Source organism: Rhizobium sp. USDA 4016, from assembly GCF_056279705.1.
Map to the genome: position 1 here is coordinate 1,302,681 of NZ_JBWCCY010000002.1, position 16,085 is coordinate 1,318,765.

Genomic DNA, 16,085 nt, shown 5'->3' on the forward strand with positions numbered 1-16,085 from the left:
AACTCAGCTTTCGATGAAAATGAGTGCCGGCGTTTCGAGAAGAACCCGGACGCGCTGGACGAAGGTGGCAGCATCCCATCCGTCTACGATGCGATGGTCGAAGCTTGAGGAGAGGTTCATCATCTTCCGCGGCACGAACTGCGTGCCGTCCCAGACCGGACGGACGGCGATCTTGTTGACGCCGATGATGGCGACTTCGGGATGATTGATCACAGGCGTCGAGACGATGCCGCCGAGCGCGCCGAGCGAACTGATGGTGATCGTCGAGCCGCCGAGCTCATCACGGGTCGCTGAACCCGTGCGCGCGGCCTCCGCAAGTCGGTTCATCTCGCTGGCGCAATCCCAGATGCCGCGCGCCTCCGCATGTCGCACGACAGGCACCATCAGCCCGGCGGGCGTCTGCGCTGCAATGCCGATGTGGACGGCCGCATGACGGGTGAGTACGCCTGTGTGATCGTCGAAGGTAGCGTTGAGGTTTGGCTGTTCAGCAACCGCCTTGACGATTGCCCGCATCAGGAAAGGCAGGACGGTAAGCTTCGGCTGTTCCGGCTTGCGGTCGCGGTTCATGGTGGCTCTCAGTTCCTCCAGCGCCGCCATGTCGATCTCCTCGACATAGGTAATGTGGGGAATGCGGGAGGCCGACAGCGACATCTTCTCGGCAATGCGCCGGCGAAGGCCGGTAAGTTTGATCTCTTCCGTCGCAGTCTTTCTTCCTGGAACCACTTGCGCCGGGAAGGGGGCCGCGCCGCGTGCGAGAAACTGGTCGATATCCTCGCGCAGGATACGGCCGGCAGGACCGCTTCCCGTCACCTGCCTGAGATCGATGCCGTTCTCCCGGGCAAGGAGCCGGACGGCAGGGGAGGCGAGCGGCTTTTCGGCGGGCACCGCAGCAACTGCACCAGGCGCGGTAGCGGGTTTCGGTACCGTTCCCTTTGTGAGATCTAAAGCAGGCAACGGTGGCTCAGGAGCTTTCGCGGGCGTTACAGCCGCAGGGATTTCGGTTCGAATCTCGCCGCCTTCACCGGCCGTCTCGATGCGCACCAACGGCGCCTTCACGGCGACCCGGTCGCCGATCTCTGCACCGAGCCAGACGACGGTGCCGGTAACGGGAGAAGGGATTTCGACCGTCGCCTTATCCGTCATGACGGCGGCGATCACCATGTCCTCTCGCACGGGGTCACCGGCCTTCACGTGCCATTCGACAAGCTCAGCCTCGGCCACGCCTTCGCCGACATCGGGCATCTTGATCGTAAACTCGCCCATGGCTTACGCCTCCATGACTTCTGCAAGTGCCCGCCCGACACGCGCAGGCCCGGGGAAATAGTCCCATTCCTGTGCGTGCGGATAGGGCGTGTCCCAACCGGCGACACGCATGACCGGCGCTTCCAGATGGTAGAAACAATGCTCCTGCACGAGCGACACCACTTCGGCACCAAAGCCAGACGTAAGCGTTGCCTCATGGACGACGACGCAGCGGCCGGTCTTCGTGACCGACTGTACGATGGTATCGAGATCGAGTGGCAGAAGGCTTCGTAAATCGATGACTTCGGCATCGATGCCGGCATCCTCCGCAGCTGCAAGCGCCACATGCACCATGGTACCATAGGCAATGACTGTCACGGCCGATCCCAACCGCCTGATCTCCGCCCTGCCGATCGGGACTGTATAATGTCCCTCAGGTACTTCGCCGAGGTCATGTTTCGACCAGGGGGTGACAGGGCGCTCGTGATGACCGTCGAAGGGACCGTTGTAGAGCCGCTTCGGCTCCAGGAACATCACCGGATCCGGATCCTCGATGGACGAGATGAGCAGGCCTTTGGCATCAAAAGGATTGGAAGGCACGACAACCTTCAGGCCGCAGACATGAGTAAAGAGCGCCTCCGGGCTCTGACTGTGCGTCTGACCGCCGAAGATACCGCCGCCGGTTGGCATACGCAGCACGATCGGGCAGGTGAAATCGCCGTTCGAGCGGTAACGGATACGGGCGGCCTCCTGAGTGATCTGGTCGTAGGCAGGATACATGTAATCGGCAAATTGGATTTCGACGCAGGGCTTTAACCCGTAAGCCGCCATGCCGATCGCCGTTCCGACGATGCCGGATTCGCTGATCGGCGTATCGAAGCAGCGGGTCTTGCCGTATTTTGCCTGAAGCCCTTGCGTGCAGCGGAAAACACCGCCGAAGTAACCGACGTCCTCGCCGAACACCACGACGCTGTCGTCGCGGGCCATCGATACGTCCATGGCACTGCGCACGGCCTCAATCATCGTCATTCTGGCCATCTCAGTATCCCGCTTTCTGCCGCTGGCGGCGAATATGCGGCGGCATCTCGGCATAGACGCCCTCGAAGATGTCGCGCACGGAAGGCCTGCCCCCGGCATGCAGTGTGCCGTGCTGCTCGGCCTTTCTCTGCGCCTCGATCACCTCGTCGATGATCTCGGCCTCCGCCTGAAGATGACGTTCTTCGGACCAGACGCCCCTGACGATCAGATGCTTTTTCAGGCGAAGGACCGGATCGCCAAGCGGCCAGGCCTCAGACTCCGTCTTCGGACGATAAGCGCTCGGATCGTCCGACGTCGAATGGGCGCCGACGCGATAGGTCACATATTCGATCAGCGTCGGGCCGAGATTCCGTCTGGCGCGCTCGGCTGCCCAGCAGGCAACGGCATAAACGGCGAGATAGTCGTTGCCGTCGACACGCAGCGCTGGGATGCCGAAGCCGAGACCGCGGGCAGCGAAAGTACCGGAGCCACCGCGGGCGATGCCCTGGAACGTCGAGATCGCCCATTGATTGTTGACGATATTGAGGATCACCGGAGCCTTGTACGTGGAGGCGAAAACCAACGCGGAGTGAAAGTCGGATTCGGCTGTCGAGCCATCGCCGATCCAGCCGGCGGCGATTTTGCTGTCGTTCTTGATGGCCGACGCCATCGCCCAGCCGACTGCCTGAACATATTGCGTCGCGAGATTTCCGGAGATCGTGAAGAAACCGTGGTCCTTCGAGGAATACATGATCGGCAGCTGCCGACCGTGCAGCGGGTCGCTCTCATTCGAGTAGATCTGGTTCATCATCTCGACCATCGGATAGTCGTCGGCGATCAACAGTCCCGCCTGGCGATAGGTCGGAAAGTTCATGTCGCCCTTGCGCAACGCCTTGCGGAAGGCGCAGCTGACGGCTTCCTCCCCGAGATGCTGCATGTAGAAGGATGTCTTTCCCTGGCGCTGCGCCATCAGCATGCGGGCGTCGAAGGCCCTGAGCTTCATCATGTGGCGAAGGCCGGTGAGCAGTTCGCCGTCAGAAAGCATGCCCGACCACGGGCCGACGGCCTCACCGTCGCGATTAAGGACACGGATGATCGAATAGGCGAGCTCGCGGATGTCCTCAGACGCGACATCCACCTCAGGGCGCGGCACCGCGCCTGCCTTGGCGATCTTGACGTTGGAAAAATCAGGCTGGCCGCCCGGACGGACGGCGGGTTCGGGGACATGCAAGCTCAGTTGAGCGAATTCCGCCATATGGTCTCATTCCTCCCTTTGCCGTCCGCTCCTCTCCTCTAGGAGGGGACGGCGCATCCTTGGTTTACAGATTGCGCGCAATCACCATGCGCTGCACATCGCTCGTTCCTTCATAAATCTGACAGATGCGGACATCCCGGTAGATCCGCTCGACCGGATAATCGGCCATATAGCCGTAGCCGCCATGGATCTGGATCGCGTCGGAGCAGACCCGCTCTGCCATTTCGGAGGCAAAGAGCTTCGCCATCGACGCTTCAGAAAGACAAGGCAGGCCGCTTTCGCGCAATGCCGCTGCATGGAGGACGAGCTGGCGCGCGGCCTCGATCTGCGTCGCCATGTCGGCGAGACGGAAGGCGACGGCCTGGTGCTCGATGATCGGTTTGCCAAAAGCGACACGCTCGCGCGCATAGTCGCGCGCCGCCTCATAGGCCGCGCGTGCCATGCCAACCGCCTGCGCGGCAATGCCGATCCGCCCGCCTTCGAGATTGGCCAGCGCGATGCGGTATCCTTCCCCTTCCGCGCCGAGCCTGAGTTCGGCGGGGATGAGCATGCCGGTGAAGGCGATCTGGCAGGTATCGGTCGAATGGAGGCCAAGCTTTTCTTCGACACGGATGACTTCGTAACCGGGTATATCGGTCGGCACGATGAAGGCGGTGATACCCTTCTTGCCGGCTTCGGGATCGGTGACCGCGAAGACGATGATCATCTGGCCATTCTTGCCCGAGGTGATGAACTGCTTGGCCCCGTCGAGCACATAATGATCGCCGTTGCGGCGCGCGCGGCTGCGCAGGTTTGAGGCATCGGAGCCCGCCTGAGCCTCGGTCAGTGCGAAACCTCCGATCCATTCGCCGCTCGCAAGCCTTGGCAAGAAGTGCTGCTTTTGTTCTTCATTGCCGAATTTCAGGATCGGCACGCAGGCAACCGAGCTATGGACGCTCATGATGGTCGAGCACGGCCCGTCGCCGGCGGCGATCTCTTCGAGCGCGGCAGCATAGGCGACGGTGCCGGTGTCGGAGCCTCCAAAGGCTTCCGGAACGAGCATGCCGAGCAGGCCGAGCTCGCCCATCTCCTTCAGTTCCTCGCGGGGGAAGGCGTGATCGCGGTCGCGGGCGGCCGCGCCCGGCGCCAGGCGCTCGCGGGCGAAATCGCGCGCGAGATCGCGAATTTGCTGCTGCAGGTCGGAAAGGATCATCTGCGTTCCTCCCTTAGTGCCGTTCGAGGGCGACTGCAGTTGCCTCGCCGCCGCCGATGCAAAGTGCGGCCATGCCGCGCTTCAGGTCGTATCGCTCAAGAGCCGCAAGCAGCGTGACGATGATACGTGCTCCCGACGCGCCGATCGGATGGCCAAGCGCACAGGCGCCGCCGTGCACGTTGACCTTGTCGTGCGGCAGATGGAGATCGCGCATCGCAGCCATGGCGACGACGGCGAAAGCCTCGTTGATTTCGAAAAGATCGACTGTATCAAACGACCAGCCGGCGCGATCGGAAAGCTTCTCAAGAGCACCGACCGGCGCCGTTGCAAAGAGATTGGGCGCCTGCGAATGGGTGGCCTGGGCAGTGATCGTGGCAAGCGGCTGCAATCCGCGGCGTTCGGCCTGCGAGCGGCGCATGAGGACCAGGGCCGCCGCACCATCGGAAATCGAGCTTGAATTGGCAGCGGTCACGGTTCCGCCGTCGCGGAAGGCAGGCTTCAGGGCCGGAATCTTTTCAAGTTTTGCCTTGCCCGGCTGTTCGTCGCGCGCAACCGTCAGTGCGCTTTTGCCGGTCTTGATGGTCACCGGTGTGATCTCTTCGTCGAAATAGCCGGCCTCGATCGCCTTTTGCGCCCGCGTCAGCGAGGCGATCGCATAGCTATCCTGTGCGGCGCGTGTGAATTGATAGGCCTCGGCGCAGTCTTCCGCGAAAGTGCCCATCAAACGTCCCTTGTCATAAGCATCCTCAAGCCCGTCGAGGAACATATGATCGACAACGCGCCCGTGGCCGAGCCGGTAGCCGCTACGTGCCCGATCGAGGAGATAGGGCGCATTCGACATGCTTTCCATGCCGCCGGCGATGGTGACCGAGGCACTTCCTGCGGCAATGAGGTCATGAGCAATCATCGTGGCTTTCATGCCGGAGCCGCACATCTTGTTAATGGTGCTGGCGCCGGTCGAAAAGGCAAGGCCAGCGCCGATGGCCGCCTGCCTCGCCGGCGCCTGGCCCTGGCCGGCCGGCAGCACGCAGCCGAACACCACTTCATCAACGGCCCCGGCCTCGACGCGGCTGCGTTCAAGTGCGGCCCGTATTGCGCAAGCTCCGAGCGCGGGCGCCGTAGCATCCTTGAGCTCGCCCTGAAATCCGCCGATCGGGGTGCGTGCCGAGCCGACAATCACGACAGGATCCTGCAATGGCATTTTACTCCTCCCTGGTAGCGCCTAACGCGCGCCCATCCGCAATGCGCCGTCGAGGCGAATGACCTCGCCGTTCAGCATGCTGTTCTCACATATATGGCGCACCAGGGCGGCGAATTCAGCAGGCCGGCCGAGCCGCGGCGGGAAGGGCACGCTCCTGCCGAGTGATTCGCGAACCTCAGACGGCATGCCTGCCATCATCGGTGTTTCGAAGATGCCGGGAGCGATTGAGAGGACGCGAATACCGTGGCGGGCAAGCTCGCGGGCAATCGGCAGCGTCATGGCGGCCACACCACCCTTGGAGGCGGAGTAGGCCGCCTGGCCGATCTGGCCGTCGAAGGCGGCAACCGAGGCCGTATTGATGATGACGCCACGCTCGCCTTCGCCATCCGGCTCCTGTTGCTGAATGGCTGACGCGGCGAGGCGCGTCATGTTGAACGTGCCGATCAGATTGATGCCGATCGCGTGCGAAAAGCTTTCGAGCCGATGCGGCCCATCGCGTCCAATGACCTTTTCGGCCGGGGCAACGCCGGCGCAGTTGACGAGCCCACGCAGGCCACCGAAGGTATCGAGCGCAGCGGCGACAACGCGCACACCATCTTCCTCGCTCGTCACGTCGGCACACAGGTATGAAACCTGCGCGCCGAGCTCTGCGGCGACCATCTCACCTGCCTCTTCATTAAGATCCGCAATGACGACGCGCGCCCCGTCTTCGACCAGCATCCGCACGGTTGCTGCGCCGAGACCGGACCCGCCGCCTGTGACGATGAAGGTTCCTCCACGAATCAGCATGGATCATCTCCCACAGCCCTACGATGCTCCTCTCATGTAGCGCCCAGCCAGAATAGCACGGACTTTATGTCGTCCCACTATTGCAAGCGATGACAGAACTGCTTCATATTTTTGGACAATTTTACCACACGGAGAGGGAAGGGGATGACTGAACTCGAAAGGCGCATGATCGCACCGGGATTCGTCGAAGAGGCACTCGAAAGCCTGCGCCGGATAGGAAAACCGACAGCCCCGCTCATTGCTGCGCTCGGACTGCCTCAGCGTGTCGACCAGCCGATATCGGCCGAGCGCTATGGTGCACTGTGGCTCGCGATTGCGGCCGAGCTCGATGACGAATTCTTCGGAATGGGAGGAAGGCCGATGCGCAGCGGAAGCTTCACACTGCTCTGTCACTGCGTGCTGCACGCACGAAGCCTCGGCCAGGCGTTACGCCGGGCACTGCGCTTCCTCAATGTCGTCCTGGAGGATCCGCGCGGCGAACTCGTCGTCCGCGACGGCCTGGCTGAGATCGAGCTTGCGGACGCAGGCGGGCCTCGCTCGGCTTTCGCCTATCGCACCTACTGGATCATTTTGCACGGTATCACGTGCTGGCTGGTGGGCCGCAGGATCCCCATCCGGCTCGTCGATTTCCGCTGTGATGAGCCAAAACAGGGAGCCGATTACCGGCTCTTCTTCGGTGCCCCCGTCGGATTCTCTCAACCCGTCAGCCGGCTGGGTTTCGACAGCGCCATGCTGGACCTGCCGGTTTCGCGGACCGAGCAGGCACTAAAACAGTTCCTGCGTGGCGCACCGGCGAACATCCTCGTGCGCTATCGCTACGATGCCGGGCTCGCTTCAAGTGTCCGCCGGAGGCTGAGCAGGCTGCCGCCGGCTGCATGGTCGAATTTCGTGGACCTTGCGGCCGACATGCGCGTGCCGGTTTCCACCCTGCGTCATCGCCTGAGTGACGAAGGGCAGAGCTATGCCGGCATCAAAGATGATATCCGCCGAGATATGGCCGTCGACTTGCTGCTCAATACGCCAAAGACGATCGGCGACATCGCCACACAACTCGGCTATTCCGAACCCAGCGCATTTTTCCGGGCCTTCCGCAAATGGATGTCGACGAGCCCGGATGCTTTCCGCCGGGACAGCAGGCAAGCGGTGCCGACAATGTAGACGCCGGCGCCTGGCTCCGCCATCAACGAATCAAGAATGCCCTGAAATCGTTGACGTTGGTGCCTGTCGGGCCAGTCTCGAAGAGGTCACCGATAGCCTGGAAGGCCGAATAGCTGTCATTGCCATCAAGCAGGCGCCGGGGATCGAGGCCGCCTTCGCGCAGGCGCCTGACGGTGGTGCCATCGGCAAATGCGCCGGCGTTGTCTTGCGAGCCGTCGATGCCGTCGGTGTCTGCTGCCAGGAGATGGATGTCGTGTCCATCGATTGCGAGTGCGGCGGCAAGCGCAAATTCCCCGTTGCGCCCGCCTCTGCCGCCTTTGGCGCGCAGTGTCACGGTTGTCTCTCCGCCCGAGAGAATGACCACTGGCTTTTCGAACGGTCGGTTGCGGCCAAGAACCTCACGGGCGATTGCCGCGTGCACCAGTGCAGCGTCACGGGATTCGCCCTCGATCGAATCCGACAGGATCACGGGGGTGATGCCATTGGACGTCGCCAGTTGAGCGGCGGCCTCGAGCGACACACCGGCCGAAGCGATGATGTGATGTTCGTGTCCGGCAAAGATCGGATCGTCCGGAAAGGGCGCGTCTGCAGCCGGGGAGCCCAGGTGATCGAGCGCTGCCTTCGCAAGCTGCAGGCCATATTGCCGGACGATCTCGATAGCCTCATACCGGGTGGAGCGATCGGGAACGGTGGGACCTGAGGCGACATGCGCGGGATTGTCTCCCGGGATATCCGAGACGATCAGGCTGACGACGCGCGCTTTTGTGGCCGCCGCGAGCCGCCCGCCCTTGATGGTGGATAGATGCTTGCGCACGACGTTCATGGCCGAGATCGGCGCTCCGGAAGCCAGCAGCATTTCATTGAGCGCGATCTCACCTTCAAGCGTCAGGCCTTCGGGCGGCGCCGGCAGAAGCGCCGAGCCACCGCCGCAGATCAGTGCAATCACCAAATCGTCCGCCGTCAGATCTTTTAGCGCTTCGACCAACCGCTTCGATGCGGAAAGACCAGCGGCATCCGGCACCGGATGGGCAGCTTCGATGATGTCGATCTTCTGTGTTTCGCAGCCGTAGCCGTAGCGCGTCACGACCACGCCATCGAGCGCCGCGTCCCAGACGCTTTCAAGCGCGCGAGCCATTTGCGCTGCTCCCTTGCCCGCCCCGATCACCACCGTTCGGCCTTTTGGCTTCGCAGGCAGATGCGCCTTGATACCCGACAGGGGATCGGCGGCCCCGACAGCTGCGTGAAACAGGGATGTCAAAAAGGTGCGGGGGGATGAAACAACCACAAGTAAATCTTTCGAATCTGCATTGCCGGACGCGTTAACGCACCGGCATCTCCTCAAGCTGCAGCTTCCAAGAGATTAACAGCTTAGGCAAGGCACGTTTGGCCAGTTTTGTGTATTCGCGCCATCGACGGGGGCCAAGCGGCACGCGAGACTGACCGCCGCGTCCACCGTATGGCAGAGGAGGACTAAGCAGCGACGCGCAATACGGCCTCGCCGTCCGCCACTTAACCGATGATTATTGCTGCGGAATAACCCATCGCAACGATTTTTCCGAGCAAATTCTTTCGTCTGAGCCATGCATGACGCAAGCAGTCCCGAGGTCTGGGGATCCGTGGGCCGAGGGTCCGAAAGACGGTCTTTTGTGGGTTCGACTCCCGCTCTCTTCCGCCGCCGTCGGGCCGATTCCGGAGGCTACCGATAACCGGTGGCAAGTGCTTCATCCGGTGAACGCGTTGGGCACGTTCTTGCGTGCCGTCAGACGCGGATAGCGGACGGGCTCGTGCCGAATTTCGCCTTGAAGCTTGCGGCGAAATGCGCCGGTGTCGAGAATCCGCAGGCGGCTGCGATTTCCGTGATGCTGGCTTTGCCAGCGCGTATGAACTCATAAGCCACCGCAAGCCGCCGCTCATGCACGAAACGGTGCGGCGTCTGGCCCGTGGTCAGTTTGAACATACGGGCGAAATGATAGGAGCTGAGGCCTGCCTCCGCGGCAAGCCGGTCGAGGCTGAGGTCGCCGGCGAGATCGGCATCGATCAATTGTATAATGCGTTTCAAAACGTGGGGTGAAAGCCCGCCCTGGAGGACAAGGCTGCTGGACCGGACTGGACCGTTCTTGCGCAGCACTTCGAGCAAGATGAGATCAGCCGCCTGGGCAAGTAAAAGGCGATTGGCGCTTTCCGACCAGTCGTTGGGCAGGATCGCCCGGTTGATGATGTCCGCAATGAAGCCGTCGGAAAAGAAACTCAGGTCGGGAAGCGTCAACGTCCGGCTGTCGCGATCGAAAACCTCGCCGGCCAGCCTCTGAAACCGGCCCTGAGAGATGTAGATGTGACAGAAATAGACGTCTCGGAGTACATGCCAGGCGCTGTCACCATCTGCCGGCAGCAGACAGAGCGCTCCCGACGAGCCTATCCCCGTCTGACCGCTGTCCATGCGGCGCACGGTACCATCGAGATAAAGGCTAACGGTGTGGTGCCCGGGATCGCGATAGGCAAGGCGCGGCTATTGGCGAAGTTTCGCCATTGCGCAATCGTCAGGCCGCCGTCATGCTTTCTCATAAGGCCGCGGCGGTATCTCCTGCAACTGGGTGCTGCCGAAGACCGCAAGATTTCGATAGTCGCGCAAGTCTATGATAGCGGCGGGTGGTGCAGCGCCATAGAAGGCGCCGTTCGATGCCTCCGACAGGAAAGACAGCTAATGGCGCCGCTTCTCTTCGTTCTCACCGTCCTTATATGGGGCACCACGTGGTTTGCGATCAAGCTGCAGGTCGGCATCGTGCCCGCGGAGGTTTCGATCCTCTACCGTTTCGCGCTCGCAGCCATTCTGCTGCTTGGATTGCTGGCGCTGCGCCGGCGCCTGCCGCCACCGCCATTGAATCATTGGCTGACAGTCGGCGCTCAGGGCCTTTGCCTGTTCTGTTGCAATTTCCTCTGCTTCTATTATGCCGCCGGCATGCTGCCGAGCGGCATCGTCTCGGTCGTTTTTGCAATGGCAACTCTATTTAACGCGGCGAACGGCTGGCTCCTTCAAGGAAATCGCCCGAGCGCCCGTGTGATGTTGGCAGGCGCCGTTGGCCTCGTCGGCCTGATGCTTCTTTTTGCAGATGAGATGCGCGCGCTCGACACCACGCCTCAGGGCGGACTTGGCCTTTTGCTGGCACTTGCCGGCACCTATTGCTTCTCGCTCGGCAATTTCCTCTCAGCTCGCCATCAAAGGCTGGGGCTCGATCTTTCGTCGACGACGGCCTATGCGATGGTCTGCGGCGTGGCGGCGCTGGGCGCCATTGTACTTGTCCGCGGCCTGCCTCTTACTTTCGATCCATCGCCGGTCTATACGGGCGCGCTGCTCTACCTTGCGATCCCGGGAAGCGTCGTCGGCTTCCTCGCCTATCTGGCGCTCGTTGGCCGATGGGGTCCGGCGCGCGCTTCCTATGCGACAGTGCTGTTTCCGCTCGTCGCCTTGACGGTCTCGACACTCTTCGAAGGCTACGTCTGGACCGCCGAAGCCGTGCTCGGCCTCATCTTCGCGCTTGGCGGCAACGTCATCATGTTCGGCAGGCCCATCAGGCTGCGGCGAGCCGCCCCAGCAAGCCCGACGTGAGTGTTGGATCTGGCAGGCAATTTAAACTGCCTTTGGTGATGTGCCGTCGCGTTTGTTTTCCGCTTTGACGAGGCCTTCGCGAAGGTGTTGAACATCGGATTCCTGAGCGTAGTGCATCGTTGCAAGAAATGACGGTATGTCAAATTGCGGGGCAAGCGCTCTTACTTTCTCCAGATGACCTGTAGCGGCGATTTCATCACCGAGCCAGCCGTAGCATGCAGCGACGAAGGCGTGCTGGACGTGATCCATAACTGACAGGTGCATAAATGCTTCGATCGCCTCGCCGTACTGATGCGCAGCAAAATGTGATTTTCCGAGGTGGCTCCAAAACCGCTCGGGGTGATGAGGATTGAGCCGCATTGCTTTACGGATCCATTCTATCCCCTCTTCGGGCCGCCCGAGCCACGTCAGCAGCTCGCCTTGCTGAACCACCACCAGGTCATAATTTGGATTGAGGGAAAGCGCGCGCTCCTGGTGATACCGCGCTGTGGTCAAGGCATTATTGTTCACGTTCACCGCTGCCAAAATTCGGTGGACGTCGGCGTCGTTGTCATCCAGCGCCAGCGCCCGATCCAACGCGGCAACGATCTCATCCCACACTGCATCCTTGTCTTCGCACCAGCCGTTGACCCAGGCTTGGCCCAGAATGCACGCCCGCCACGCATGGGCATGGGCATAACCTGCGTCGAGCGCGACGGCCCTGTCTATAAGCAATTGCGCTTGCTGATTGTCCGACACAGTGCCCTTGTGATGCAGTACCTTGGCGGCAAGCGCGCACTCGTATGCGGCCATATTCGCTGGTTTTGTTCGTGCAAGCTGGTCGCGTTGGGCTGCTTCGACGCGACCGGGCAAAGTCGCCACTATCGCGCCCGTTACCTCGTCCTGTATCGCGAATATGTCGTCAAGCTTCCGATCGTATTTGTCCGCCCAAATATGAGCATCGCTGACTGCATCGATGAGCTGGACGGTCACACGCACCCTGTCGCCTATCTTGCGAACACTTCCCTCCACCAAGTACTGAGCCCCAAGCTTTTGCGCGACTTCGCGTACGTTCACGGCGCGGTTTTTATAGACAAAGCTCGAATTGCGCGAAATGACGAACAGCTCGTGACGGCGGGATAGTTCGGTAATGATGTCCTCTGTAAGGCCGTCGGCGAAAAATTCCTGATCGGGGTCGCCGCTCATGTTGATGAATGGCAGCACAACGATAGAAGGTTTCGCAACGGATCGTTTCGCATCCAGGTCATCCAATTGACCGGGCAGGGCGGACGCTTCGAGCCCCACACGAAAGAGATGAACCGGACGGCTTATATTCTTGAGCGTCTTTTCTCCCAAATCCTCGATGGCGACTTCGAGCCGGTCGACAATTTGTGTCGCTACGGCCGCGGTGATGCAGACGCCGCCGACGTCGGCCAATTGCTCGATCCGAGAAGCAATATTCACACCATCACCAAAAATATCCTGCTCGTCAAAAATGATGTCGCCGAGGTTGATCCCGATCCTGAATTCGATCCGCCGATCTTGCGGCACGTCCGAATTACGCCGCTTCATACGCTGCTGGATCTCCACGGCGCACTTTACCGCATCAGAAACGCTTTGGAATTCGACAAGCATGCCGTCACCCGTGGTCTTAATGATGTGACCCTTGTTCTTCGCGATCGCGGGGTCCATCAGTTCGATTCGGTGAGTTTTCAAGCGGGCGAGCGTGCCTGCTTCATCCATCTCCATCAGCCGGCTGTAGCCTGCCATGTCGGCCGCCAGGATCGCGGCTAATCTCTGTTCCATTTCATTTGCCAACAAACAAGAATGACATTTTTTCGCGAGAGCGCTAACCCAGAGTCCGATAATCTCCCAGTTTGGGCGCCCGACATTCGATTCTACAGCACGTCGAGGAAATCGACTATCTAAATTAGTTTCTGCTTTTATACGCGGGTGCCGCCGAAGATGAGACGGCAATTTGCCGGGTGCGACGCTCTTCCTCTCGGTGACTGCTACCAAGTGCCGGTGGCGAGTGCGAATGGTGACCATTCGGCAAAGTCGTAGCGGATCGGCAGTGCGTCAGCGCGCCACACAACACGGCGTGGACGAAAACGCCAGTAGCGTTCGGCCCCTTCTAGGGGCTTGACGCAAGGGTGATCGAATAACAGCTCGGCCTCGCCGGCCAGTTGCAGGAGATCGCCGGTCGAAAAGTCAAAAAACGCAAGCCCGGCGTACGGATTGAGCATGATATTGCCAAGTGTGTTGAAAAAGCGGTTGCCAGTGTAATCGGGAATCGTCAGCCACCCGTCTTCGCCGATATGGACAAAGCCCGAACGACCGCCGCGATGCGACACATCGACCTGTCGTGCTCCGGAAACGTCTACATAGGTAGCGACGAAAAAGGTATCCGCCTGCTCCACCAGTGCGCGGGCCGCATCGTCAAGCCAAGAACTTTCACGCGGTGGCACGGAAGAGGGTCGCGCCGGATCGCGAACGAACCGGACCTGCCGAAGCTGGATGTATTTCGGGCAGTTGCCGAAGCTCTGATCGACCAAAACATCGAAGCCGCCCGCATGCCTCTGCAATGTGCCGTTCAAGCGGTTGCGGCGGCGCGTGCCGAGATCGATGCCAAGAAGGGCGAGAGGGGAGCCGTGGTCCATGCCGGTTTCGGCGGGATCGGCAAACTCCCTTTCCAGCTCGACGCAGAGCCTGCGGGAATCCCGCGCATTGAGAAAGCCCGGCCGACCGGAACGAAGAGTGGCCCAGACGTCGCCTTCTCGGTCCACGGCCCCCAAGACCACCATCGGTAGCAGCGGATAAAATTCCCTGTGCTGGTCGATCAGATGATCGCGCACGACGCGGCGCCCGACCTCATCCATTCGCGCTTCGACGCCGAGCCGCGTCTGGAGAGCGATTTCGCCATGATGCCATGGCGACGCAAACAAAGTCGGGCCTTCCACAGCGATCCTCCTCAAGCCGCAAGGCCGACTGGGGTCTTCTGGAAGTCGACAAAGCCGGGCAGTGCCTCGACACGGCTTAGCCAGGCGCGGATGTTTGAATAGTTCTTGAGATCCACGTCGCCCTCCGGGGCGCGGGCCACGTAGCTGTAAAGGGCGACATCGGCAATCGTCGCTCGGTCGGCAGCGATCCAGTCCCGGCCTTCCAGCTCAGCCTCTATGAGCACCAGTATGGCATGAGCGCGCGGGATGACTTCTTCCGGGCTATAGGGTGCCTTGAAAACGTTGATAAGCCGCGCCTGCGCCGGACCATGCGCGATCTGACCGGCCGCCACTGATAGCCATCGCTGGACGGCGGCGGCACCTTTGGGGTGCTCGGGAAGCCAGTCGTTCCGTCCTGCCTTCTTCGCAAGATAGACAAGAATGGCATTGGAATCGCAAATAATGGTGCCGTGGTCGTCGAGTACCGGGACCTGGCCGAACGGGTTCAGCTTGAGGAATTCAGCCTGCTTGTGCTCCAGTTTCGCCAGATCGACGAGCACAAGCTCGTGGTCGATGCCAAGCAGGGAGAGAAAGAGTCGCGCACGATGGGCGTGGCCCGACAGCGGATGATAGTAGAGCTTCATGTCAGCCTCCTGAGTCATAAGGTCGGCTGCATGATGATTATTAAGATCAATGATGGTAAGAGTGAAAGAAGGCACTAAACCATTTCACGAGTTGAAATAATAGACTCGGCCAAGGAGAGGTTGATGGACCGGTGGCAGGCGATGCGGGTATTCGTACAGGTGGTGGACAGCGGCGGTTTCGCGCCAGCGGCTAAAGTCCTGCATATGAGCCCTCCATCGGTAACGCGAGCGGTATCCAAACTGGAAAGCTTGATCGGTACGCGACTCCTCGTCCGCACGACCCGTTCGCTAAAGCTGACGGCAGCTGGCGAAGGCTATATGACCGACTGTCGACGGATACTCGCGGAAATTGCCGAGGCGGAGGCCAATGCGGCGGGCAGCTTCACGCATCCGGCGGGATTGCTTACCGTGACGGCGCCTGCGCTTTTCGGGCGCATCCACGTGCTTCCCGTGATACTCGATTTTCTCGATCTTTATCCTGCCATGCAGGTCAAAACCGTATTCGTCGATCGCGTCACCAACCTGGTTGAGGAAGGTCTGGACGTTGCCGTGCGTATCGCAGCACTTCCCGCCTCCGGCCTCGTCGCGCGTCGGATCGGGTCTATCCGGCAGGTACTTTGCGGTTCGCCAGACTATTTCGCCCGTCAGGGCGAGCCAAAAAAGCCGGAGGATCTTGCGGGTCACAGAATTATCGGACGCGACGGCCTTTTTGGCCATTCAGAGTGGCTGTTCGGAAAGGACAGCAGCATTCGCGTGCCCATCAGCGCCAGGCTCATCTGCAACACGAATGACGCAGCGATCGCGGCCGCTGTGGCGGGCTGGGGGCTTTCCCGCTTCCAGTCCTACCAAGTGGCGCCAGAGATACAGGCCGGCCGTCTCAAGGTGATGCTTGCAGAGTACGAGCGCGAGCCGGTGCCAGTTCACATCGTTCACGCGCAAGGGCGCATGGTTTCCGCCCGGGTGCGTGCCTTCGTGGATTTCGCGGCAGAACGCTTGCGGCGCCGCGCGGGCGTGAATGCAGAGCTTTCGAAAAGCAGATGAACGCCAGCGAAAAAAGCACGACGC

General features: G+C 61.0%; 14 protein-coding genes. 3 read left to right on the plus strand and 11 right to left on the minus strand.

The genetic code is table 11. The annotated features are described in order from the left end of the window. Positions 1-3 precede the first annotated feature (3 nt). From ACZ9DP_RS07365 to ACZ9DP_RS07390, 6 genes are all read right to left on the minus strand, one after another. Complete coding sequence (locus ACZ9DP_RS07365; protein ID WP_476201012.1) at positions 4-1,263, minus strand: dihydrolipoamide acetyltransferase family protein; 1,260 nt, start codon at positions 1,261-1,263, stop codon at positions 4-6. Positions 1,264-1,266: 3 nt separating this feature from the next. Then, a complete protein-coding gene (locus tag ACZ9DP_RS07370; protein ID WP_022717608.1) occupies positions 1,267-2,280 on the minus strand; it encodes an alpha-ketoacid dehydrogenase subunit beta in 1,014 nt (337 codons plus the stop codon). A gap of 1 nt (position 2,281) precedes the next feature. Then, the gene (locus ACZ9DP_RS07375; RefSeq protein ID WP_074071966.1) at positions 2,282-3,514 is read right to left on the minus strand and encodes a 3-methyl-2-oxobutanoate dehydrogenase (2-methylpropanoyl-transferring) subunit alpha; all 1,233 of its coding nucleotides are present in this window, start codon (positions 3,512-3,514) and stop codon (positions 2,282-2,284) included. A gap of 64 nt (positions 3,515-3,578) precedes the next feature. Continuing rightward, the gene (locus tag ACZ9DP_RS07380) at positions 3,579-4,706 is read right to left on the minus strand and encodes an acyl-CoA dehydrogenase family protein (protein WP_476201014.1); all 1,128 of its coding nucleotides are present in this window, start codon (positions 4,704-4,706) and stop codon (positions 3,579-3,581) included. A 13-nt stretch (positions 4,707-4,719) separates the two neighbouring features. Continuing rightward, complete coding sequence (locus ACZ9DP_RS07385) at positions 4,720-5,907, minus strand: acetyl-CoA C-acyltransferase (protein WP_476201016.1); 1,188 nt, start codon at positions 5,905-5,907, stop codon at positions 4,720-4,722. Between the two features lie 21 nt (positions 5,908-5,928). Next, entirely contained in the window at positions 5,929-6,696 is a 768-nt protein-coding gene (locus ACZ9DP_RS07390) for a 3-hydroxyacyl-CoA dehydrogenase (protein ID WP_194731108.1), read from the minus strand. A 144-nt stretch (positions 6,697-6,840) separates the two neighbouring features. Here ACZ9DP_RS07390 and ACZ9DP_RS07395 point away from each other — a divergent pair, with 144 nt between their 5' ends. Next, entirely contained in the window at positions 6,841-7,854 is a 1,014-nt protein-coding gene (locus tag ACZ9DP_RS07395) for an AraC family transcriptional regulator (protein ID WP_476201017.1), read from the plus strand. 22 nt (positions 7,855-7,876) lie between these two features. On the opposite strand, the gene ACZ9DP_RS07400 is transcribed toward ACZ9DP_RS07395, so the two are convergent. Continuing rightward, a complete protein-coding gene (locus tag ACZ9DP_RS07400; protein WP_476201019.1) occupies positions 7,877-9,139 on the minus strand; it encodes a glycerate kinase type-2 family protein in 1,263 nt (420 codons plus the stop codon). A 474-nt stretch (positions 9,140-9,613) separates the two neighbouring features. Further along, on the minus strand, positions 9,614-10,291 hold the full coding sequence (locus ACZ9DP_RS07405; protein ID WP_476202225.1) for a helix-turn-helix domain-containing protein: 678 nt from the start codon (positions 10,289-10,291) through the stop codon (positions 9,614-9,616). 264 nt (positions 10,292-10,555) lie between these two features. Between ACZ9DP_RS07405 and ACZ9DP_RS07410 the strand changes: the two genes are divergently transcribed. Further along, complete coding sequence (locus tag ACZ9DP_RS07410) at positions 10,556-11,458, plus strand: DMT family transporter (protein WP_074071958.1); 903 nt, start codon at positions 10,556-10,558, stop codon at positions 11,456-11,458. 21 nt (positions 11,459-11,479) lie between these two features. On the opposite strand, the gene ACZ9DP_RS07415 is transcribed toward ACZ9DP_RS07410, so the two are convergent. The 3 genes from ACZ9DP_RS07415 to ACZ9DP_RS07425 form a co-directional block, all read right to left on the minus strand. Continuing rightward, positions 11,480-13,243, minus strand: a complete 1,764-nt coding sequence (locus ACZ9DP_RS07415) for an adenylate/guanylate cyclase domain-containing protein (RefSeq protein WP_476201020.1) — start codon at positions 13,241-13,243, stop codon at positions 11,480-11,482. A gap of 206 nt (positions 13,244-13,449) precedes the next feature. Beyond that, the gene (locus tag ACZ9DP_RS07420) at positions 13,450-14,397 is read right to left on the minus strand and encodes a flavin-nucleotide-binding protein (protein WP_476201021.1); all 948 of its coding nucleotides are present in this window, start codon (positions 14,395-14,397) and stop codon (positions 13,450-13,452) included. Positions 14,398-14,408: 11 nt separating this feature from the next. Next, the gene (locus ACZ9DP_RS07425; protein ID WP_194731115.1) at positions 14,409-15,020 is read right to left on the minus strand and encodes a glutathione S-transferase family protein; all 612 of its coding nucleotides are present in this window, start codon (positions 15,018-15,020) and stop codon (positions 14,409-14,411) included. Positions 15,021-15,143: 123 nt separating this feature from the next. Here ACZ9DP_RS07425 and ACZ9DP_RS07430 point away from each other — a divergent pair, with 123 nt between their 5' ends. Further along, a complete protein-coding gene (locus ACZ9DP_RS07430) occupies positions 15,144-16,061 on the plus strand; it encodes a LysR family transcriptional regulator (protein WP_476201023.1) in 918 nt (305 codons plus the stop codon). The last annotated feature ends 24 nt before the right edge of the window (positions 16,062-16,085 follow it).

Coding starts and splice junctions, on each gene's coding strand:
- ACZ9DP_RS07375 (WP_074071966.1), bottom strand. CDS start 3,514: ATGGCGGAATTCGCTCAACTGAGCTTGCATGTCCCCGAACCCGCCGTC.
- ACZ9DP_RS07385 (WP_476201016.1), bottom strand. CDS start 5,907: ATGCCATTGCAGGATCCTGTCGTGATTGTCGGCTCGGCACGCACCCCG.
- ACZ9DP_RS07390 (WP_194731108.1), bottom strand. CDS start 6,696: ATGCTGATTCGTGGAGGAACCTTCATCGTCACAGGCGGCGGGTCCGGT.
- ACZ9DP_RS07430 (WP_476201023.1), top strand. CDS start 15,144: ATGGACCGGTGGCAGGCGATGCGGGTATTCGTACAGGTGGTGGACAGC.
- ACZ9DP_RS07380 (WP_476201014.1), bottom strand. CDS start 4,706: ATGATCCTTTCCGACCTGCAGCAGCAAATTCGCGATCTCGCGCGCGAT.
- ACZ9DP_RS07425 (WP_194731115.1), bottom strand. CDS start 15,020: ATGAAGCTCTACTATCATCCGCTGTCGGGCCACGCCCATCGTGCGCGA.
- ACZ9DP_RS07405 (WP_476202225.1), bottom strand. CDS start 10,291: ATGGACAGCGGTCAGACGGGGATAGGCTCGTCGGGAGCGCTCTGTCTG.
- ACZ9DP_RS07415 (WP_476201020.1), bottom strand. CDS start 13,243: ATGGAACAGAGATTAGCCGCGATCCTGGCGGCCGACATGGCAGGCTAC.
- ACZ9DP_RS07370 (WP_022717608.1), bottom strand. CDS start 2,280: ATGGCCAGAATGACGATGATTGAGGCCGTGCGCAGTGCCATGGACGTA.
- ACZ9DP_RS07410 (WP_074071958.1), top strand. CDS start 10,556: ATGGCGCCGCTTCTCTTCGTTCTCACCGTCCTTATATGGGGCACCACG.
- ACZ9DP_RS07395 (WP_476201017.1), top strand. CDS start 6,841: ATGACTGAACTCGAAAGGCGCATGATCGCACCGGGATTCGTCGAAGAG.
- ACZ9DP_RS07365 (WP_476201012.1), bottom strand. CDS start 1,263: ATGGGCGAGTTTACGATCAAGATGCCCGATGTCGGCGAAGGCGTGGCC.